The sequence below is a fragment of the Amycolatopsis sp. Hca4 genome (assembly GCF_013364075.1).
Classification (GTDB): Bacteria; Actinomycetota; Actinomycetes; order Mycobacteriales; family Pseudonocardiaceae; genus Amycolatopsis.
In genome coordinates, this window is record NZ_CP054925.1 from 1724252 (window position 1) to 1743995 (window position 19744).

Genomic DNA, 19744 nt, shown 5'->3' on the forward strand with positions numbered 1-19744 from the left:
GCCGAGGACGACCTCGGCTCCGGGCCCGCACGGGCGCACCACCGGGGTTTCCTCAAGTCGCCGGCACGACCGGGAACGTGGTGCCGGTCAGCCGTTCCGACAGCTCCCACAGCCGCGTCGCCAGCTCCGGGTCGCGGGCTTTCTTCGAGCGGGCGATCAGCTGGGCGCCGCCTCGCATGTGCCACAGGTGCCGTGGGCCCGTGAAACTGTTGCCCGGCAGGTCGGCCGTGGCGGCGTAGAGGACGGGCAGGGCTCCGTCCTCAGGAGACTGGGCGAGCAGGCGCACGGCCAGCCCGGCCGCTCCGGTCAGCTCGCCGGTCATGCCGCTGGCCACGAGCCCGGGGTGGGCGGCCATGGCCAGGACCGGGGATCCCGACGCCGACAGACGGCGCTGCAACTCGGCCGTGAACAGCAGGTTAGCCAGCTTCGTCGCGTTGTAGACGCGGTGCTCGCGGTATTCGCCGCGCTCGCCGTTGAGGTCGGCCAGGTCCAGGCGGCCGGCGCGTTCGGCCTGGGAAGCCAGGCTTACGACCCGGCCGCGGATGCGGGGCAGCAGCAAGTTCGTCAGGGCGAAGTGCCCGAGGTGGTTGGTGCCCATCTGCAGCTCGAACCCGTCCCGGGTCTGCCGTCGCGTGCTGCTCGACACGCCGGCGTTGTTGATCAGCAGGTCGATGGGGCCGGTCAGGTCCTGGGCGAACGCGCGGATCGAAGCGAGGTCGGCGAGGTCGAGGCGGCGGACCTCGGTCGATCCCGGCCGGGCCGCTTCGGCCGCCTGCCGGCCGGGGTCGGCCAGGCCCTTGGCGACGTCGCGGACCGCGTAGACGACGTGGGCGCCGGCACCGGCGAGCGCGGCCGCGGTGGCCGCGCCGACACCGCTGGTCGCCCCGGTGACGATCGCGACGCGGCCGGACAACGACGAAGGAGGCAATGGCAGGTCCATGCCCCTCAAAGTAGCCACCGACTACATTGTAGTCAATGACTACTTCGCGGCAGGCTGCGCGCCGACGCCGAACAACTGCCCGACGCCGTCGATGAGCTCGTCGACCTGCGAGGCGTCGAGGCGGCCGGCGCACAGCAGCGAGGCGATGCCGTGCAGGGTCGACGCGAGCAGCAGCTGCGCACGCAGCGCATCGGACAGCGCTCCGGACGGCGCCGGAGCGGAGGGACTCGGGACGACCGCGGCCACGATGGTGCCCACCGCGGCGAAGAACCGGTCCGCGGCCTCGGACACCCCCGCGGCGGCCGTACCGTTCTTGGCGGAGAACATCAGGGTCATCAGGGCCCCATCCCGGATGGCGAAGTCGATGTAGCTCCGCGCCACGGCACGGAAAGCGGTGACCCTGTCCCCTCCGGCCCGGTCCAGCTGCTCGGCGATCGACGCGGTCAGTTCGTCGAAGCCCTGTTCGGCCAACGCGTTCAGCAGGTCCTGGCGCTCCGGGAAGTGCCGCCGCGGGGCGGCGTGGCTCACGCCCGCGTCGCGCGCCAGCTGCCGGAGCGACAGCCCTTCCTCGCCCGCCTCCCGCAGCGTGACGCGTGCGTGCGCGAGAATCTCGGCGCGGAGATTGCCGTGGTGAAAGGCCCTGGCCGACATCGGACCATGGTAACCGGACCGGCATCGGCCCGTTCTTCCCCGGCCGTCCGGCGAACCCTGGTGCGCATCTTCGACGGTGCCGCGGTCCACCACCCTGCTCGCGGCCTTCGGCGAAGTGCGGGGCCGGCACCGGTAGGTCACCAGACGCTCCTGGTGACCTACCGGCTATCGACCTCGGCGGCCGAAGCCGCTCACCACGAAATCGTGGACGGACGGATCACAGCAGGCCGAAAACCGAGTCCAGGAGACCGCCACCCGCGTTGCCGCCGGTGCCGCCGTCTTCGGCGTCTCCCGTGCCGTCGCACCCGACGCTGCTGTTCACCTCGGTCCCGCCCGACCCGTCCGGTCCCGCATGGACGTTCGACGCGTGGTAGTCGGCGCAGGGAACGGTCGTGCCACCGGCCGAGACCGTCTCCGCCGACGCGACGCCGGCCGCACCCAGGATGATCGGCGCCGCCAAGGCAGCACCGACGACACCGAGCCGCAAACTCTTCCGCATGTGAAGGTCCTTTCTCGTTCTTCTTGTTGTGCGAACGCCCCGCCGGAATCCCGGGGGACGGAATGCAGGTAGCCGAACCGGAAGCGGATATGCGCGATACGACCGACAAGATCGACAAGTGATTCGATCAGGGCACCGGATTGTTCGTTCTTCGCGTTTGCGGGCGAGTTCCGTGCCCGCGTCACCACGCGGGCACGGCCTGATACCCGACGCCTCGCACGGTCCGGAGCAGCCGGGGACGCCGAGGGTCGGCTTCGATCTTGTTCCGGAGCCGGCACACGTGCAGGTCGAGCAGCCTGGTGTCCGCCGAGCGCGACAATCCCCACACACGCCGGAGGAGCTCGCTGCGGCTGACCGCCACGGGCGCCACCGCGGCCAGCTCGGCCAGCAGGCGGAACTCGGTGTCCGTCAGCCGCACTTCGCGTCCGCACCGGCGAACCTGCCTCTCCGCCAGCCGGATCTCCACCTCGCCGAGACGCACCGTGGCCGGCTCCGCCGTGATCGTCCGGCGCCGGAGCGAACCCCGGATCCCCGCGGCGAACTCCTTGGCCGCCAACGGTTCCGCCACACACTGATCGGCACCGGCAGCGAGCGCCGCCGTCGCTTCCGCGACGGTCGGCCGGTGCAGGATGACAACGATCGGCGCCTCGCTCCGCCGACGAACGGCCCGGCAAACGGTCAGGCCGTCGACCCCGGGCAACCCGAAGTCCACCAGCGCGACGTCGACGCGATCAGCCAGGAGGACGTCGAACGCGTGATCCGCGGACGAGACGCAGCAAAGGGAAATCCCCTCGGCGAGGAGCGCCCGCGCCAGGGCTTTGGCCGGCGAGCGACCGTCGACGAGCACCGTTCGGATCATTGCTGGTTCACGACTCCAGGGGTTCGCGGCCGCCGGCGCGGAACGGCACCGGCAGGCCGCCTGCGGCGCGCGGCGGCCCACCGGCCGACGGCGATGGCGGGGCAGGCCATCCACCGTCCGCGGTAGCGCGAACGTCGCCACCACGCGATCACACGGTATTCCGCGGAAGCGCGGAAGAGCACGGCCGCAACGCGAACGAGTGTCCCGACTGTTCGATTCGGACAGCAGCTGCCGGAAGCACCGGCGTGCCATCGTTTCCGGCGGCGGTTAACTGGTTCCGGGAAGGGTAAACAGGTTTTCCGCGTTCGGAAATCCCAGATGGGAACCACGATGACCCACCGCGCGCTCCACCGAGCGAGCTCTGCTCGCTCTCGCCGGTCCACGCAACCACGGAACAGCGGCCCGCGGCACCGGCTGCACAGAGCGAACGGCCTTGGCCGGCTCGCTCTCGAAGTGTTGTGCGCGGGCCTGCTCCTGGGCGGGTTGGCGACGACGGCCACGGTGATCACCGCGATCACCCTGCGCTGACCCACGAAAGCGCTGCCGGAGAACAGTTGTTTGAAGACAACAGAAACGACCGGCGCGATTGCCCGGCACCGGGCGAACCCCTCCGGTGGACCGTGGCTGGCGAAAATCCCGCTTTCCTTTATTGAACACTGGACAACAGCTCGTCCTCCGCCCTATAGTCCGCGAAACGGATGATCTCCGGCCACCACCGTCAACAGCAGTGCGAATGCCGCCGTTCCCCACGCCTCGTGCATCGGCGGGGCCTCGGCACCGCCGCGTGACCGTGACCCGAGAAGGAAAGATGACCGTACCGACGTCCCACCTGGGAGCACCCCCGCGGCCGAGCACGTCGCTTTCGGTGCCGGAACTCGCCAGGGCCCGGTTCGCGGCGGACAGCATCGCCGGGCGTCCGGGGTACAGTGCGGACGCCGAGGCCGGTCTGCTCACCTTGCTCGCCCAAGACCTGATCCAGCAACGGTTTTCCGCCGGGGACGAACTGTGCCGTCTGGACGGCTGGTGCGCCGGCATCTGGATCATCCAGTCCGGGGCCGTCGAACTGACCATGGCGAACGGACATGATCGTCTCGTCCTGCAGACGGTGTGCCGAGGCGAGGCGTTCGGCCTGGTCCGGCTCCTGGACGGGCAGCCACGTCCGTACGCGGTCCGCGCGAGCACCGCGGTCACCGCGCTGCTCCTGCCCGTCACTAAGTTCCCGCAACTGCGCCAGCAGCGATCGTTCATGGAACTCGTGGTCGCCGGCCTGAGCCGCCGGCTGGTCCGGGCGTGGGACCACCTGGCGGCCGTGCTGGCCGACGACCTGCACACCAAAGCGGCGCGGATCCTGCTGGCCGAAGAGCGAGAGGGCGTTGTCCCCCTGTCACAGGCAGCTCTGGCCCATCTCCTTGGCGTGTCACGGCCGGCGCTCAACGTCGCGCTGGGCAGTCTCCGGGACGCCGGCTTCGTCGAACTCCGCTACCGGAGAATCCTGATCCTCGACCACGACGGCCTCGAGTCGGCGGCACGGATACCCTCGATCACCGGCCCCGGCACGGATCTGCTCTGACCACGTCAGGGCCGGATCATCATCCCGGTCGGCAGCTCGTCCCACAACACGCTCGCGATGCGGAGCAGCCCGGTCGAGGGCGCGTGCACGACGAGGCTGAGGCCGATCGTGCTGAGCTGGCGGGCCGTCCGGGCGAGAGCGGCGACCGCCGGCCCGTCCGGATCACTCAGGTCGCGGACGTGCAGCTGCACATCGGTCCGGGTGCTCAGGGCGCGGTCGACCACGGCTGTCAACGCCCGGGTGAACACCGCCCGATTCCGCGGGTCGACTCGTCCGATGACGCGCATTCCGCTCTCCACGGGCACAATCTGCAGGTTTTCGTCGCGATAGGACAGTGCGGGATCGATCCGGTCACGGTGCGCCGCCGCCCAGATGTGCGCCTCCGTACCGCACCGGCGCCGATCGTAGGCGCACAGGAACGCGCCCGGCCGGTCACCGGTCAGCCGGTCGATGCCCGCCTCGAACCCGTCGGCTTCGGGCGGGCGCAGCTTCTCCCGGATCCAGTTGGCTTCCAGCATGATCCGGAGACCGGAGAACCCTTCGGCTCTCGCGTTGTCGGCGTATCGGGCGAGCCAGGCGAACAATCCCCCTGGTTCGTCGAGAGGCAGCCGGACGTGGTGATCGCGGACCGACATGACCAGCAGCTGACCTCGGTCGGTCAAGCGACCGACGTTCACCCCCGCCGCCGCGAGCCGGTCAAGCGCCCGCAACCGTTCCCCGGCCGACACGAGGCAGCAGATGCGCTCGCCGAGCTGGACACCGGCGGTGACGAAGGAATAGATCAACCTGCGGTACTCCGCATCGGTACCGAACACGGCACCGGCGTGCTCGTGCCGAAGGGCACCCTCGCCGGTGTTCGGCTTCGGCCGGCGGATGTCCAGCGGACCTGTCATGCCTTGTCAGACCTTTCCGTTGGCTTGCGCCCGCCGTTCGCCAGGCGACGGCCGACCGGGCGCGAGCGGGGTGGTGCACACCATGGCGTGGACGAGGGCAGGTGCCGACCGGCCGGCACCTGCCCCCAGCGGTTCCCTCAGGCGACGGCGCACTGTCCGGTGCCCGAGGTCACCAGATTCCCGACGGCCCCCTCCGGGCCGGCGCTCACCTGCCACGCCTGGTAGTAGGCACAGCCGGAACCGCGGCCGCTCCCGCCACCCCCGGCACACCCACCTACGCCGGAACCGGTGGTGGCCGCGGTGGCACCGTTCGGTCCGGCTGCGACCGAACCGGCCTGGTAGTGGGCACAGTCCGGACCACCACCGCTCTGCGCGGACGCCACCCCCCACCCCGCCAGCCAAAGCGGAACGGAAATCCCGACCGCGGTCACACCTTTCACCAAAAGGTTCATCATCTATTCCTCACTCGCTTTGTTCGAACTGACGAATCCACCGGGCAGTACATTCAGGACCGCACCGCGGAGCCCGCGCCCCGTCACATCCCTATTTGCCGAGCACGTCCTCCGACACGAGGAACACTACCGCACACTCCGCCGATGACGGCGCCGTCGAACCGCGTTGCCAAGGCGTACCACCCGGGCAGGTGCACAGATTGTTCGAATTTGACCGTTACCGGTTCCGCGAACCCGCATGAGAAGAACAGGACCCGCCTTTCCGGCTTCGAAAAGTCATCTGACTGACGATTTGCTCGACCAGCCGAGTGATGCTCCGGCAAGAGTGTCTGACCAGGTGCTTCCCGGGGTAGCCGCACGATGTCTGCGACACCCCGACAAGTCTTTCGAACCAGACTTCACTTCCCCGTCCCACGAAAAGCCCCGCCGGCTGCACGTTACCGACCCGAATCGGCAACGCCACGCGAGGCCCGGTACTCGACGAGCGCACTCGAGGTCACGACAAGTGAGAAACCATGACGCACACCGATGACAGCCCGCCCTCCGATTCAGCCGGATCACCCGCCTACTCGGCGCGCCGCTACGCGAGATTCGCGCTCGATTGCCTCTTGCCGGGCGATCCACCCGACTTCGGCGCCCAAGACGATCTGCTCGACAGCCTCGCGCACGAGCTCGTTCCCGTTCGCTGCCCGCCCCGCACGGTGCTGTGCCGGCGCGACCACCGGCCCGACGGTGTCGCGTTCATCCAGGACGGCATCGTCGAACTGGTGACGGGTCCGCGCGACGTGGTGACCCAGACGCTCTGCCGAGGAGACGTTCTGGGGCTCGAAGAACTGATCAGCGGCAGGACGGCTCCGCGGCTCGCCCGCGCGGCGAGCCACGTTTCGTACCTGTTCCTGCCCACCGACCCCCTGCTCCACGCGTTCCTGTCACGCCCCGGCGCCGCACCCCACCTGATGTCCGGCTTGGCCGACCGCCTGGTCACCACGTCGGGACGGCTCGCCACCGTGCTGGAGGGCGACGTCGAGCAACGCACGGCGCGCATGCTGCTGTTGGAGGAGCGCAACGGTGTCCTGGTGATTTCCCAGTCCGCGCTCGCGGCCATGGCCGGGATATCACGCCCCAGCCTCAACCGGGCGCTGAAGGCGCTGAGCGACCAAAACGCCGTCCAGCTCCAGTATCGCCGGATCCGGATTCTCGACGAGTCGCTCCTCAGAGCCGCGGCGACAGCCGACCGGTGGCCGTCCTCGGCCCCCGGCGACGGGCCGCACCACACACCCGACGCCGCCGTCGCGCGCCACAACCACGAAAGGAGCTGACCGGAGATGACCGACCCAGCGAACCGTCCCGGCCAACCGCCGGACTGCGGTGAAATGTATTTACGCCACTTCACCTCCGCACGCGCCTACGCGAGGCAGTTCACGTACAACAACGCAGACGCCGAAGACATCACCGCCGAGGCCTTCACCCGGATCTTCGCCCTGATCCAGCGTGGTCTCGGTCCCGGTACCGACGGGTTCAAGACGTACCTCCGGCACACGGTGCGGTCGTGCGCCGTCTCCCACATCAAGAAACGCGAACGGGAGTACCTGGCCGACGGCGCGGTGTTCGCCGGTCTGACCGGTCTGACCGGGCCGGACGGTCCGGACGCCGGCGCCGACCGGCAGGCGGCCGCCGACCGGCAGAGCCTGCTGGTCCAGGCGTTCGGCGAGCTGTCGGCCCGACACCGGCTGGTGCTGCTGCTGACGGCCGTCGACGGCGTCCAGCCGTCCGTCGTGGCCATGGCGCTCAACAAGACCCCGAATCAGCTCACCGCCCTCGCCTACCGCGCCCGCAACAGCCTGCGCGACGCCCTTCACCGGCTTGCCGCCCAGCACCAGGAGCATTCCGGAAGCACGTCCGGCCCGCCGTGATCAGCGGCCGGCGGCCAGGGTGTCGAAGTCCGTGTACTCCGCCGACAGCGTCGCGCCGGCCACGGCTCACCGCGCCACCCCGGCCGGATCGAGCAGCCACGACGCGGCCACCGTGGCCCCGTCGGTCCGCATCGCGGCCGCGACCTCCCGGGCTCGGGCGGCCGTTCCCGGCGCCAACGCTCGATCGAGCGCGCTCGACAGCGAATCGACCGTCGGCGTCGGACCCTCGTGGGCCACCCCGATGCCGAGTTCGGCCACGCGCCCGGCCCAGTACGGCTGGTCCACCATCTGGGCGACCACCACCTGCGGCACGCCGGCCCGCGCGGCCACCGTCGTCGTGCCCGCGCCGCCGTGGTGCACCACCGCGGCGCTCCGCGCGAACAGGGCGTGCAGGTTGACCTCGCCGACCGCGCAGCAGTCCGCGCCGTCGTCGACCGGCGACAGGTCGGCCCAGCCCCGCCCGACGACCACCCGGCGTCCCCGGGCGCGGATCGCCTCGATGGCCGCCTTGGCGACGCCTGCCGGGGCGCGCATGCTGCCGAACCCCACGTACACCGGCGGATCACCGGCATCGAGGAACGCCGTGACGTCCTCGGGCAGCGGGCGATCGTCCGGCAGGATCCACGCACCGGTCTGCCCGACGTCGAGGTCCGAGGGCCGGGGCCACGGCGCCAGCACCGGATCCGCGGCCAGCCAGGGCCGGTCGGTCAGGACGTGGCGGCGGACGTCGTCGACGGCGGGCAGGCCCATCGCCGCCCGGTGGGCGTTGAGCGCGGCGCCGAACACCGCGTTGTAGTTGCGGGCGTCCAGCTCCCACCGCGTGCTGGGGTCGCTCGCCTCGGGCGGGAACGGCCGCTCCGCGAACGGGACCGGCGAATGGTGCGGCGAGGGCAGGATGACCGGGCAGTAGCTCGCATACCGGTAGCGCAGCCCCAGTTTCTCGGCCACCGACCGCGCCGCGACCGGCATCAGCCCGGCCGCCACCAGCGCGTCACACCCGTGCGCCGCCGCGGCCAGCGCGTCGAACTGCGCGGCGATCAGCTCCGCGACGCGCCGGGACCGGTCGCCGGCCGGCGGTGGCGTCACCCCGTGCAACACCGGCCGCACCGGCCAGCCCACCGGGACCAGCTCCACACCGGCGGCCGCCAGTCGCTCCGCGAAATCGGGCGGCGCGCACACGCGCACCTGCGCGCCCCGTTCCCGCGCCCGTACGGCCAGTCCGACCAGAGGCTCGACATCCCCGCGGGACCCGTAGGTCGACAACAGCACACGCACGTGGCGACTCCCGTCTTCGCCCGCCATTCTGAAGACGGCGGCGGGATCGCGGGCCCGCAGTTCTACCCACGCGTCCGGTGTGGAAGACCCGATCGGAGCAAGGCTCCGGCGGGGCCGTAGCGGAATCGAACCGCTGAACGACGTGGCAATGGCGCCGCAGACGTGGCGGTGGTCGACCTGACGCACGCGTTCGGCCCGGGGGTGGCGGGCTCCGAGGAGTTCGCCGGGGAACGCCGTGAGCAGGCGCTCAGCCTCCGGCGGGACGGGTTCGACCTGCAGCGCCACAGCATGCCGGGTGCCTGGGCGACCCACGTGGACGCCCCCGCGCACATGCGGGCGGGCGCACCGTGACCTGTCCGCCGAAGTGGCCCGTGATCCCGAAACCTGCTTGGACGTCTCGCACATCCGGGACTGGGAGCGGCGGCACGGCCGGGTGCCGGAAAGGGCTTTCGTGGCTTTCCGGTCGGACTGGTCGAAGCGGTGGCCGAGCCAGGACGCGATGCGGGGCCGTGAGCCCGGTGGCCGGGTCCGGTCACCGGGCCGGACCGTGACCGCGATCGATTTCCTGGTGGCGCACGGGACACGACGGCCTTCGGCCACGACACGATCGACACCGACCCGGGCAGCCGGGTCACCGCGGACGCCGTCGGATCGAACGCCGAGGAGGTCGCCGGCAGCACGGATTTCGCCGACCGGCTGGCCGATCGGGGTTACGAACCGATCCCGGTCGACCTCTCCGAGTTCCGGACATCCGGCGGCGGCCCCCAGTGCTGCACGCTGGAACTGCGCCCGGCGGAGGGCACACCGGCCGGATGAGGCGCACCGGTCACGGTGTCTAAACTCGCCGGACGACTACGGGAACGGCGTTGCTCCTCCTCGGCGGCGGAGCGCTCTTGTTCACCCTGGTCCTTCTCGCCGTCGGAATGCTGTTGGGCCGCCGGGTCCGGCGCGGCAGAAAGCTGGGCCGCTATCCCTACCGCTCCGAACCCGGTACCTACGACAACTCGTCGATGGGCGGCGGCCCGCACTGAGTCCGATCACAACCGGACGGCAGCCCGGTCCGCCCGGACCCCCGTTGACGAAGACGGTCGGCTGGGCGGCGCCCTCCTCGTGGGAGAAGTCCACCGTGACCGACCCCGTGGCCCGCGGACGGGCAGCTCAGCCGCGTTCTTGCACGAGCTTCACGCGGTGGCCTTCGGGGTCGTGCAACCAGGCGTACCGCAGCCGCCCGTCCGGCGAGTCGGTCGGGCTCGCCACGGGTGAGCCACCCGCGTCGAGCGCTCGGCGGTGCAGGTCGTCGACGTCGGTGCACCACAACACAACCTCCATGTTCTCCCCGGGGCTCGTGCCGATGGCGAAGAACTCGCTGCCCACGCGGGCCGAGCTGAACCCGATCCGCGCGCCGGCGGCCTCCACTTCGATCTGGTGGGGCTCGCCGCGCGCCGGGAAGCGGAACTTTTCGGGCATTCCGAGCCCCCGGAAGAACGCGGCGCAGCGCTCCACGTCGTCGCACCACAGGTTCACTTGGACAGCCTCGAAGTCCGCCACGCCCCCACGCTATTGCGCACGAGCCTCCGGCGACAACGTCTACGCCGGCGACCTTCTCGCCGGAACCCCGGGATGCGTGCTCAGCCTGCGCGCCGGCTCCCGCGGCTTTCCGGACTCCTAACCCGGCAGCTCGACGAGCTGGACCAGCGCACCGGCATCGGCGGTGCTGTGCCCGGCCAGCTCGGTGAAGAACTGCGCCACGTGGCCGGTGGCCAGGTGCGCCCGGAACGCCTCCGTGTCGGCATACACCTCGTACAAGTGGAAAACACCCGGCTGCGCGGCGTCCCGGAAGGAGCGGAACTCGACGCAGCCCGGCTCCCGCCGGACCGCCGCGGTGAGTGTCGTGATCGCCGCCGCGAGTTGCTCCTCGTGGCCCGGGATCGCCCGGACCACCGCTACCATCGGCCGCTCTCCGGGTGGGAGGTCGTCGGCGATCTCGGGTACGTACTGCCGCTCGCTCACGGGACCACCACGGGGGTTCCGGGCAGGACCATCCGGACCTCGGTCTCCGGGGCGAGCCGGGCCACGGCGTCGGCGTAGTGGCGGGGGTCCTGGTCGCCCTTGGTGATCATCCGGTCGCCCAGGCGTCCACTGTGGAACGCGTAGTGGTGCGGGATGGCCATCGCCGGCTTCAGCGCGGCCGTCAGCCCGGCGGCTTCTTCGGCGTCCATCACGACCTGGGCGAGGTTCATCGGCCGGATGCACAGGCCGTTGGTCGGCAGGATGGCCAGGTCGACGGGCCCGAACCGGTCCGGGATCGTGTCCAGCTCCGGGACGCGCAGCGAGTCGCCGCCGAAGAAGACCGTGCGGCCGCCCGCCTGGAGCACGAACGTCACTTCGTGGACGCCGTGCTTGCCCGGCGTGGCGGTCACCGTCAGCTCGCCCACCGTCGCGGCTTCCCAGGCCTCGACGACGCGGACGTCACTGAACCCCTTGTCCCGCGCGATGGCCGCCACCGTGCCCGGGCCGATCAGCGGCGTGCCGAGGTCGAACCCGCCGTCGACGAGCGCGTCGAGGTCGCAGTGGTCGTAGTGCTCGTGGGTGACGACGACCGCGTCGATCCGCCCGAGCGATCCGACCGTCGCGGCCACCGGTTCGCCCTGGTGGTAGGTCGGGGTCTGGGTGAACCACGGGTCGGTGAGGACGCGGGTGCCGCCGATCTCGAGCAGCTGGCAGGCGTGCCCGATCCGGGTCACGGTCAGCGAAGTGGTCATGCCCGCTCCCCGAGGTCGAGCAGCGCGCCCAGCAGTTCTTCGGGCGTTTCGACCTGCGGCAGGTGGCCGGTGCGCGGGAGCAGAGTGAAGGCCGACCTCGGGATCGCCGCGGCGTAGGCCTTGCCGTAGTCCGGGTCGACGATGCGGTCGCTCTCGCCCCACACGACGTGCACGGGGAGGTCGAGGCCGCCGAGCCGCTCGGCCAGCGTCGGGTCGGACATGTTCGGGCCGGTGTAGCCGATGAGGGCCTGGATGTCCGGGCTGGGCCCGGTGCCGCCGCCCGGCGGGACGGGCGCCTTCGCCGGGTCGTGCCAGGAGAGCGCGCGGATCTCGTCGAGGCTCAGGCCGCTGACGTCGGCCGGCGGGTGGCTGTCGACCTCGATGCCGATGCCGTCGATGATCACCGCGCCGCTGACGCGCGGGCTCTCCTGCAGGGCGATCTCGGCGGCGAGCCAGCCGCCGAAGGAGTTGCCGATCACCGTCACGTCGGTGAGGTCCAGCTCGTCCAGCAGCTCGACGTACAGGCGGGCCAGCTCGGTCACGCCGGTGAGGCTCTCCGGCTTGGGGGTGCCGCCGAAGCCCGGGTGGGTGGGCAGCAGCACCCGGGCGTGGGTGCGTTCGGCGAGGAGGTCGGCGAAGCCGGACATCGTCGCGACCCCGCCGCCGCCGTGCAGCAGCAGGTACGGGCGCGTGCGGTCGCGGTCTTCGACGGTCACTTCGACCGGGCCGAGGGCGTGGGTTTCGGTGCGGGTGGGCCGGAGCGAGCCGGCGGCGGGAAGCGAGGTCATGCCAGGAACCTTATATAAGCTTCCTGATATAAGCAACCTGTCTTCCGTGAGTTACAGTGAGGCCCATGAAGTACCACCCGGGCGAGGTCTCGCTGGCCGTCAAGCGTCTGCAGCACCGGCACCACCGCGCGCTGAGCCGCGCGCTGGCGCCGCTCGGCCTTTCCCTCGTGCAGTGGGACACCCTGCGCCACCTGCACCGCAAGCCGGACGCGTCGCTGCACGACCTGGCCGTGCTGACGTTCCAGACCGACCAGTCCTTCGGCTCGCTGGCGACGCGGATGGCCGAGCGGGGCCTGATCGAACGCGTCCCGGGACCGGGCCGGGCGGTGCGGCACCGGCTCACCGAGAAGGGCGCGCGGCTGCGGGCCGACGGGCAGGAGCTCGTCGACCAGGTCGTCGAGTCCTCGTTCCGGGACCTGTCACCGGACCAGATCGACGCGCTGGGCGACCTGCTGGCCATCGCACTGGGGCCCGATCCGACCGCTTAGCCCGCCGATCACCCGTCCGGGTCACGACCACGGTCCCGGTCTGTCCGATGAGGACGGCCTCCGCAAGGGTGGATCGGCAGTCCCTGAATAAGGCGGCCCACTTCCGCGACAGTGGAACCGGCAACCCGACTTCCAGGAGTGGACCATGGCACGCGCACCCATCGACATCACCATCCCCGACCTGTCCGGAAAGCTCGCCGTCGTCACCGGCGCCAGCGACGGCGTGGGCCTGGGGATCGCCGCGCGCCTCGCGGCGGCGGGAGCGGAGGTGCTCATGCCCGTGCGCAACCCGCGCAAGGGCGAGACCGCGATCACCACGATCCGCGAGTCCGTGCCCGGCGCGAAGGTCTCGCTGCGAGACCTCGACCTGTCCTCGCTCGAGTCCGTGGCCGCACTCGGTGACACGCTGCGCGCGGAAGGGCGGCCGGTGCACCTGCTGATCAACAACGCGGGCGTCATGACGCCACCGGACCGGCAGACCACGGCCGACGGGTTCGAGCTGCAGTTCGGCACGAACCACCTGGGCCACTTCGCGCTCGTCGCGCAGTTGATGCCGCTCCTGCGGGCCGGCCGCGCGCGGGTGACCTCGCAGCTGAGCATCGCCGCCAACCAGGGCTCGATCAACTGGGACGACCTGAACTGGGAACGCAGCTACGCCGGGCAGCGCGCCTACAGCCAGTCGAAGATCGCCCTCGGCCTCTTCGGCCTGGAACTCGACCGGCGCAGCCGCGCGGGCGGGTGGGGCATCACCAGCAACCTCGCCCACCCGGGAGTCGCTCCGACGAACCTCCTCGCGGCGCGCCCCGAACTGGGCCGCGGCGAGGACGTGGCGGCCCGGAGGCTCATCCGCGTCCTGTCCGAGAGGGGCATCCTGGTCGGGACCGTCGAGACGGCCAAGCTGCCCGCGCTCATGGCGGCCACGGACCCCGACGCCAAGCCCGGCGGTTTCTACGGTCCGCGCTGGCCCGGACGGGTCGGGGGCCCGCCCGCCGAGCAGAAGCTCTACTCGCGGCTGCGCAGCGCGGACGAGGCCGCCCGCGTCTGGGAGGTCTCCGAGCAGCTGACGAAGACGACCATCGCCGTCTGAGCGGCGGACGAGGAAGGCGGAGCATGGAGATCGACCGGACCGGCCTGGCGGAGTTCCTCCGGCGTCGCCGGGAAGCCCTGCAACCCGAGGACGTCGGTCTCCCCCGCGGTCCACGCCGCCGGACCAGCGGGCTGCGCCGGGAAGAGGCGGCCGCGCTCTGCCACATGTCGACCGACTACTACTCGCGGCTCGAACGGGAACGCGGCCCCCACCCGTCGGAGCAGATGATCGCCTCGATCGCACAGGGACTGCACCTCACCCTCGATGAACGCGACCACCTGTTCCGGCTCGCCGGCCACCGCCCGCCCACCCGCAGCAGCACCGGCGACCACATCGGTCCCGGCCTGCTCCGCGTGCTCGACCGCCTGGACGACACCCCGGCGGAGATCGTCACCGAACTCGGCGAGACACTCCGGCAGAACCGGCTCGGCACCGCCCTCACCGGCGACACGACCTCGTTCACCGGTTTCGCGCGCAGCATCGGCTACCGGTGGTTCACCGACCCGGCCACGCGGAACCGCTACGCGCCCGAGGACCACGCGTTCCTGTCCCGGCTGTTCGTCTCGGGCGCCCGCGAGATCGCCACCCTGCGCGGCCCGCATTCCCGGGCCGCCCGGCTGGTGGAACTGCTCCTCGAACGGAGCGAGGAGTTCCGGGCGTTGTGGGAACACCACGAGATCGGCATCCGCCCGGCGGAAGGCAAGACGTTCATCCACCCCGAAGTCGGCAGGCTCGAACTCCACTGCCAGGTGCTGATCGACCCCGGGCAGTCCCACGCCCTGCTCGTCTACACCGCCACGCCGGGTACCGAAAGCCAGGAGAAGCTGCAGCTGCTGTCCGTGATCGGGACGGCCTTGCTGCCCTGACCCGCGCACGAGGCGGCCGATCCGTCACGCCGGTGGGGCCGGGACCACCACCCTCGCCAGCGGCACGTGGTGCTGCCCCGCGTGCATGTCCCGATCCAGCAGCGACCCCTGGCTGACCGGCCGAGGGAACGAAACTTTCACCACGTTGAGCGACGGGATGCGGAAGATCCGGATCGTCCCCTCATCGACGTGGTAAAGGGCCGCGATCACCCGCTCGTTCACCGAATCCGCCGCAACGCGGTAGCCGGCCGCGTCGCGCATGAACAGCTCCATCGTCACCCAGAACGGGCCCGCGTTCTTCGAGCGGACCTCGTGGGCCAAGTCCGCCAAAGTGGTTTCAGGCAAGGGTCTTCCCCTCCAGTTCGATCCGGAACAGCTCCAGCGGCGCGCAGTCGACGACGTGGTTGAGCACGAACTCGTACGCCGCGCCGCGTTCGACCTCGGCCGGGGACGAGGGGAACGCGAAGCTCGGCAGGTAGTCCATCGACGGTGTCGGCAGGTGCAGCATCAGCGGGTTGGCCACCTTCGCCACCGCCGTCGCGGTTGCCTGGTCCGGCGCGTTGACCAGGAGCATCACCCCGACCTCGCGCGGCGGCCCGCTCTCCGGTTCCAGCTCGCCCAGCACCGCGTTGTGGCCGTAGAGCCGCAGGTCGAACGCGTACTCCCCGGCGGACAGGCCCAGCGTCTGCGCGACGCGCTGGGTGAGCACCGTGCACATCAGCGCCGCCCATTCGTCGATCTCGGCCAGCACCAGCGGGTCGCGGATCGCCGAGAACGACATCGTCTCGTAGCCGGTGATGCGCGCGCCTTCCAGCTTGATCGTGTACTGGTCCGCGACGTGGAACTGCGACCCCGTGACCCGCACGATCCGGTCGTCGACGGCGGTGTACTCCGCCTCGCGGACGTCGAGCGTGCCGTCGGGTTCCCGCATCTGATGCGGGTTCGCCGTCTCGTACAGCATGTGCGCGGCCACCAGGATCGGCGTGCACGCCGCCGCGGGGTCGAGCGGCTCGATCGTGAAGCCGTCGGCGTCGATGGTCGCCAGGACACCGCCCGCGCGCGGGTTGTCCGTGCACTGGCCGCCGCACTCGATGATCTTGGCCGCGTGCCAGGTCGGACCGGGCGGCATGCCCTTCATCAGCGGGAACGCCGCCGCCACCGCGGTGTCCGTCGCGCGGCCGGCCAGCACCACCTGCGCGCCCGCGCGCAGCGCCTCGACGATCGGCTCGTGGCCCATCGCGCCGACGATGTGCGTGCAGCTCTCGAGCGTCTCGGCGTCGAGCTCACCCAGCGGCGGCAACGGGTGGATGCGGTCCAGGTACTCCTTCAGCCCGGCCGCGTCCTGCTCGCTGTAGATCCGCGCCACCTTCAGGTCCAGCCCCAGTTCGGCGAGCACGTCGGCGGCGATCCCGGCGACCCAGTCGACGCCGGCGTCGGTGCCGCTCGTCCCGCACGAGCCGACGATCACCGGGATCCCGGCCTCCGCGGCCACGGTGAACAGGCTGCGCAGGTCCCGCGCCACGGCCTTGGCCGTGGTCTTCGCCGTCGCGGCGCCCAGGTAGTACGGGCCCGAGTCGGTGGAGCCGCCGTCGATGCTGATGACGTCGGCGCCCAGGGCGATGCCGCGCTCGACCGTCGCGTGGTCCCAGCCGGCGCCGAGCATCCCGCTCGGCGCCAGCACCCGCACCTTGTCCATGTCCCTCACTTCTCTCCGTTCACCACGAATCGGGCCCGCCCGTCGAGGGCCGCGACCAGTTCTTCGGCCCCGCGCAGGCCGGTGGCCCGGCGGGCTTCGGCGGTCTGCCCGGCCAGGTGCGAATAGACGACGATCCCGGGCACCCCGCGCAGCGGGCTGTCCGCGGGCAGCGGCTCTTCGCCCACGACGTCGAGCGCCGCACCCGCGATCTCACCGGACAGGACCGCCGAGACGAGCGCGCCTTCGTCGACGATCGCACCGCGCGCGGTGTTGACCAGCAACGCCGTCGGCTTCATCAGCTCGAACGCCGCCGCGTCCAGCAGTCCCCTCGTCCGCTCGGTCAGTGCCGTGTGCACCGAGACGTAGTCCGAAGTGGACAGCAGCTCCGGCAGCCCGGTGAACCGGACCTCCGGGCCGCGCAGGGCGGACGTGCACACGACGTCCATCCCGAACGCGCGCGCCAGCGGCACCACCGCCCGCGCCGCGGCGCCGTAGCCGATCAGCCCGAGCGTCGAGCCGCGCAGCTCGTGCCCGTCCTCGCGCGGCCACTCCCCCCGCGCCACCCCGGACGCCGACTGCACCAGCCGCCGGGCCCCGGCGAGCAGCAGGCCGAAGGTGTACTCGGCGACGGCGTTCGCGTTGACGCCCGGCAGGTTGCTGACGCTGATCCCCCGCCGGGCCGCGGCGGCCACGTCGATCGAGTCGTACCCCACGCCGGTCCGGACGACGACGCGCAGCTTCGGCGCGCGGGCCAGCACCTCGGCCGTCATCGGCTCGTTGGCCACCAGTGCCGCGTCGATCCCGGCCAGCAGACCGGCCAGGTCATCCGGGTCGCGCTTGCCGGTCATCGGCGCGTGCACGGTGTCCAGCCCGGCGCCGCGCAGGTACGCGTCGACCTCGTCGCCGGGGCGCAGGTAGTCGGTGGTGATCAGGACCCGCTTCACAGCGCCCGCCCGTCGGCGCGGCGGCGCTGCAGCACGGCGACGCGGGCGACCAGCAGCACCGCGACCGCCGTGACGAGCGCGAGGTCGAGCAGCAGCAGCGGCCAGCCGGTCACGTCGACCATGCCGCCGACGAGCGCCGGCCCGAGGAACCCGCCGCCGGCCCAGCCGACGGTGTAGAGCCCGGTGTAGGTGCCGAGCACCCGCGCCGAGGGCGCGAGGTTCCACAGCACGACCGCCATGTTCACCATGAACGCCGACGCGCCCGCGGCCGCCACGCACATGGCGACGACGGTGCCGGCCGGCGTCCGCACGACCGTGCCGAGCACCATCGCCGCGGCGAACACGGCCATCCCGGCCAGGATGACCCGCAGCCTGCCGAAGCGTTCCGCGAGCAGCGCCACCGGGTAGGCGGCCGCGATGAAGGCCAGCCCGCTGGGCAGGGTGAGGCCGCCGGCGTCGCCGCGGGACATGCCCAGCGCTTCCATGCCGTAGTTGGTGATCAGGGAGCGGGAGGCGAACCACGCGCTGCCGAAGGCGAGCACAGCCAGGACGACCAGCAACCGGCTGCGGTCGGTGTCGCGGAGGATGTCGAGCAGGACGTCCCGCATCCGCACGCGGGGCGAGTTCTCCGTGTGCCCGGCCCGGTCTTCTTCCAGCGCGGCCCGGTAGGCCGGGGACTCGCTGTCCCGGACCCGCCAGGCGAGCACCGCCACCGACGCCAGCATCAGCACCGCCGGGATGGCGAAGGACAGCTTCGGGAAGTCGTCGATGAGGAACAGGCTGATCAGCGCGGCGACGATCACCGTGATGCTCGAGGCGATCTTGACCGCCGCGTTGGCCCGGCTGCGGCGTTCGGGGGCGACGAAGTCCGGGACCAGCGACTCGGCGATGGGCTTGAAGGAGTTCGCGACCAGCGCGTAGCCGAACATCGTGAGGACCAGCAGCGGCAGCGAGGCCGCCGCGTGCGGGATGAGGACGAACAGCACCCCGGCGATCGGCATGCCGACGACGAGGTACGGGATGCGCCGGCCCCACGACGTCCGGGTGCCGTCCGAGCGGTTGCCCATCCACGGCTGGATGAAGATGCCGAGCAGGTTGTCCATCCCCATCAGCGCGCCGATGAGCGCGGCGCTGCTCACGTGCTCGCGCAGCAGCGGCGGCACCTGCGAGTCGTAGAGGTTCCACGTCGACTCCTGCGCGAAGACCGCCAGGGCCACGAAGAACGTGATGCGCCCGGTGCGGACGCGCGGGGTGGTCAACGTCATCGTCGGCCCCTTCCGTGGGAGATGGCGCCACCGTACTTTTGCTATAGCAAGACCGTCAAGAGTTGCAAAGAGATTTGCCGTAGACTACGTCGCATGCTGGGTGACGCACTGACCACCGACACGCTGGCCGACCGCGTGTACCGCGCGCTCCGCGACGCGATCACCACCGGCGAGCTGCGGCCGGGCCAGAAGGTCACCGAGCGCGGGTTCGCCGAGCAGCTGTCGGTCAGCCCGACGCCGGTGCGCGAAGCCATCCGGCGCCTGGAGCAGGACGGCCTCCTCGAACGCGCCGGACCGCGGACGGTCAAGGTCGCGATGTTCGGCGGCGTCGCCATCCAGGACCTCGCCGAGGTGGAGATCGGCCTGCGTGGCATGGTCGCCCGCTTCGCCGCCCGGCACGCGACCCCCGAGCAGCTGGACGGCCTCGACGCCGTCCTCGACGAGGCCGACGACCTGCTCATCCTCATCAAGCAGCGCCACCAGTCCGGCCAGGACGTCGAGAAGCACATCGGCCGGCTCTTCGACGCCATGCAGCGCTTCAACGGCCTCGTCGAGGCCTGCGCCGGCAACCCGGTGCTCGTCCGCCTGCTCGACCAGACCCGGGTGTTCTCCTACCCCGAACGGCGCTCGCGGGTGCTCGAACGCGCCACCGTGGACGAGACGTTCGGCATGAAGCGCTACGCCACGCACCGCGCGCTCGTCCGGGCCCTTCGCGCCGGCGACTCCGCGAAGGCCGAAGCGCTGGTGCTCGAAGACGCCCGGGGCGGGCTCGGCGACCTACTCGCCGGCCGGTAGC

At 71.3% G+C, this 19744-nt stretch carries 23 protein-coding genes and 2 pseudogenes; 11 read left to right on the forward strand and 14 right to left on the reverse strand.

Going from position 1 to position 19744, the window contains the following annotated elements:
- Nucleotides 1-52: 52 nt before the first annotated feature.
- The 4 genes from HUT10_RS07600 to HUT10_RS07615 form a co-directional block, all read right to left on the reverse strand.
- Entirely contained in the window at nt 53-958 is a 906-nt protein-coding gene (locus tag HUT10_RS07600) for an oxidoreductase (RefSeq protein ID WP_368660748.1), read from the reverse strand.
- Between the two features lie 21 nt (nt 959-979).
- Nucleotides 980-1591, reverse strand: a complete 612-nt coding sequence (locus tag HUT10_RS07605; protein WP_176170517.1) for a TetR/AcrR family transcriptional regulator — start codon at nt 1589-1591, stop codon at nt 980-982.
- 217 nt (nt 1592-1808) lie between these two features.
- The gene (locus HUT10_RS07610) at nt 1809-2090 is read right to left on the reverse strand and encodes a hypothetical protein (protein WP_176170518.1); all 282 of its coding nucleotides are present in this window, start codon (nt 2088-2090) and stop codon (nt 1809-1811) included.
- A gap of 181 nt (nt 2091-2271) precedes the next feature.
- On the reverse strand, nt 2272-3093 hold the full coding sequence (locus HUT10_RS07615; RefSeq protein WP_254896744.1) for a winged helix-turn-helix domain-containing protein: 822 nt from the start codon (nt 3091-3093) through the stop codon (nt 2272-2274).
- Between the two features lie 664 nt (nt 3094-3757).
- Here HUT10_RS07615 and HUT10_RS07620 point away from each other — a divergent pair.
- Entirely contained in the window at nt 3758-4519 is a 762-nt protein-coding gene (locus HUT10_RS07620) for a Crp/Fnr family transcriptional regulator (protein WP_176170519.1), read from the forward strand.
- A 5-nt stretch (nt 4520-4524) separates the two neighbouring features.
- Here HUT10_RS07620 and HUT10_RS07625 read toward each other — a convergent pair whose 3' ends face one another.
- Nucleotides 4525-5412, reverse strand: a complete 888-nt coding sequence (locus tag HUT10_RS07625) for an MEDS domain-containing protein (RefSeq protein WP_176170520.1) — start codon at nt 5410-5412, stop codon at nt 4525-4527.
- A gap of 967 nt (nt 5413-6379) precedes the next feature.
- On the opposite strand from HUT10_RS07625, the gene HUT10_RS07630 reads away from it, so the two are divergent.
- Together HUT10_RS07630 and HUT10_RS07635 are read left to right on the forward strand one after the other, a co-directional pair.
- The gene (locus HUT10_RS07630) at nt 6380-7183 is read left to right on the forward strand and encodes a Crp/Fnr family transcriptional regulator (RefSeq protein WP_176170521.1); all 804 of its coding nucleotides are present in this window, start codon (nt 6380-6382) and stop codon (nt 7181-7183) included.
- Nucleotides 7184-7189: 6 nt separating this feature from the next.
- The gene (locus HUT10_RS07635) at nt 7190-7777 is read left to right on the forward strand and encodes an RNA polymerase sigma factor (RefSeq protein WP_176170522.1); all 588 of its coding nucleotides are present in this window, start codon (nt 7190-7192) and stop codon (nt 7775-7777) included.
- A gap of 66 nt (nt 7778-7843) precedes the next feature.
- On the opposite strand, the gene HUT10_RS07640 is transcribed toward HUT10_RS07635, so the two are convergent.
- A complete protein-coding gene (locus HUT10_RS07640) occupies nt 7844-9052 on the reverse strand; it encodes a glycosyltransferase (RefSeq protein WP_176170523.1) in 1209 nt (402 codons plus the stop codon).
- A gap of 162 nt (nt 9053-9214) precedes the next feature.
- Here HUT10_RS07640 and HUT10_RS50655 point away from each other — a divergent pair, with 162 nt between their 5' ends.
- From HUT10_RS50655 to HUT10_RS07650, 4 genes and pseudogenes are all read left to right on the forward strand, one after another.
- Nucleotides 9215-9403 carry a cyclase family protein gene (locus HUT10_RS50655; protein ID WP_254896745.1) on the forward strand — a complete coding sequence of 63 codons (189 nt, stop codon included), beginning with the start codon at nt 9215-9217 and terminating at the stop codon, nt 9401-9403.
- Between the two features lie 13 nt (nt 9404-9416).
- Nucleotides 9417-9572, forward strand: a pseudogene (locus tag HUT10_RS50660) (cyclase family protein); the annotation flags it as partial.
- A gap of 155 nt (nt 9573-9727) precedes the next feature.
- Nucleotides 9728-9868: pseudogene (locus HUT10_RS50665) on the forward strand (amidinotransferase); the annotation flags it as partial.
- A gap of 77 nt (nt 9869-9945) precedes the next feature.
- Nucleotides 9946-10083 carry a hypothetical protein gene (locus HUT10_RS07650; RefSeq protein ID WP_176169273.1) on the forward strand — a complete coding sequence of 46 codons (138 nt, stop codon included), beginning with the start codon at nt 9946-9948 and terminating at the stop codon, nt 10081-10083.
- A 127-nt stretch (nt 10084-10210) separates the two neighbouring features.
- On the opposite strand, the gene HUT10_RS07655 is transcribed toward HUT10_RS07650, so the two are convergent.
- The 4 genes from HUT10_RS07655 to HUT10_RS07670 all read right to left on the reverse strand — a co-directional run bounded on the left by HUT10_RS07655 (nt 10211) and on the right by HUT10_RS07670 (nt 12602).
- Nucleotides 10211-10600 carry a glyoxalase/bleomycin resistance/extradiol dioxygenase family protein gene (locus HUT10_RS07655; protein WP_176170524.1) on the reverse strand — a complete coding sequence of 130 codons (390 nt, stop codon included), beginning with the start codon at nt 10598-10600 and terminating at the stop codon, nt 10211-10213.
- A 117-nt stretch (nt 10601-10717) separates the two neighbouring features.
- Nucleotides 10718-11062 (reverse strand): putative quinol monooxygenase, encoded by a 345-nt coding sequence (locus HUT10_RS07660; RefSeq protein ID WP_254896746.1) that lies wholly within the window; start codon nt 11060-11062, stop codon nt 10718-10720.
- Nucleotides 11059-11814 (reverse strand): MBL fold metallo-hydrolase, encoded by a 756-nt coding sequence (locus tag HUT10_RS07665; protein WP_176170525.1) that lies wholly within the window; start codon nt 11812-11814, stop codon nt 11059-11061. The genes HUT10_RS07660 and HUT10_RS07665 overlap by 4 nt, the downstream gene beginning before the upstream one ends.
- Nucleotides 11811-12602: an alpha/beta fold hydrolase gene (locus tag HUT10_RS07670; protein WP_176170526.1), complete on the reverse strand. Its 792-nt coding sequence runs from the start codon at nt 12600-12602 to the stop codon at nt 11811-11813. Before HUT10_RS07670 ends, HUT10_RS07665 begins: the two co-directional genes overlap by 4 nt.
- 65 nt (nt 12603-12667) lie before the next feature.
- Here HUT10_RS07670 and HUT10_RS07675 point away from each other — a divergent pair, with 65 nt between their 5' ends.
- From HUT10_RS07675 to HUT10_RS07685, 3 genes are all read left to right on the forward strand, one after another.
- Nucleotides 12668-13090: a MarR family winged helix-turn-helix transcriptional regulator gene (locus tag HUT10_RS07675; protein ID WP_176170527.1), complete on the forward strand. Its 423-nt coding sequence runs from the start codon at nt 12668-12670 to the stop codon at nt 13088-13090.
- A 145-nt stretch (nt 13091-13235) separates the two neighbouring features.
- Nucleotides 13236-14177, forward strand: coding sequence for an SDR family oxidoreductase (locus HUT10_RS07680; protein ID WP_176170528.1), 942 nt, complete (start codon nt 13236-13238; stop codon nt 14175-14177).
- A gap of 23 nt (nt 14178-14200) precedes the next feature.
- The gene (locus HUT10_RS07685; protein WP_176170529.1) at nt 14201-15043 is read left to right on the forward strand and encodes a helix-turn-helix transcriptional regulator; all 843 of its coding nucleotides are present in this window, start codon (nt 14201-14203) and stop codon (nt 15041-15043) included.
- Between the two features lie 24 nt (nt 15044-15067).
- Here the strand turns inward: HUT10_RS07685 and HUT10_RS07690 are convergent, their stop codons facing one another.
- The 4 genes from HUT10_RS07690 to HUT10_RS07705 are packed head-to-tail and all read right to left on the reverse strand — an operon-like array spanning nt 15068 to nt 18948.
- The gene (locus HUT10_RS07690; RefSeq protein WP_176170530.1) at nt 15068-15388 is read right to left on the reverse strand and encodes a DUF4387 domain-containing protein; all 321 of its coding nucleotides are present in this window, start codon (nt 15386-15388) and stop codon (nt 15068-15070) included.
- The gene (locus tag HUT10_RS07695) at nt 15381-16739 is read right to left on the reverse strand and encodes an acyclic terpene utilization AtuA family protein (protein ID WP_176170531.1); all 1359 of its coding nucleotides are present in this window, start codon (nt 16737-16739) and stop codon (nt 15381-15383) included. The genes HUT10_RS07690 and HUT10_RS07695 overlap by 8 nt, the downstream gene beginning before the upstream one ends.
- A gap of 5 nt (nt 16740-16744) precedes the next feature.
- The gene (locus HUT10_RS07700) at nt 16745-17683 is read right to left on the reverse strand and encodes a phosphoglycerate dehydrogenase (RefSeq protein WP_176170532.1); all 939 of its coding nucleotides are present in this window, start codon (nt 17681-17683) and stop codon (nt 16745-16747) included.
- A complete protein-coding gene (locus HUT10_RS07705) occupies nt 17680-18948 on the reverse strand; it encodes an MFS transporter (RefSeq protein WP_176170533.1) in 1269 nt (422 codons plus the stop codon). The genes HUT10_RS07700 and HUT10_RS07705 overlap by 4 nt, the downstream gene beginning before the upstream one ends.
- A 93-nt stretch (nt 18949-19041) precedes the next feature.
- On the opposite strand from HUT10_RS07705, the gene HUT10_RS07710 reads away from it, so the two are divergent.
- Nucleotides 19042-19743, forward strand: a complete 702-nt coding sequence (locus HUT10_RS07710; RefSeq protein ID WP_176170534.1) for a GntR family transcriptional regulator — start codon at nt 19042-19044, stop codon at nt 19741-19743.
- Nucleotide 19744 lies beyond the last annotated feature (1 nt).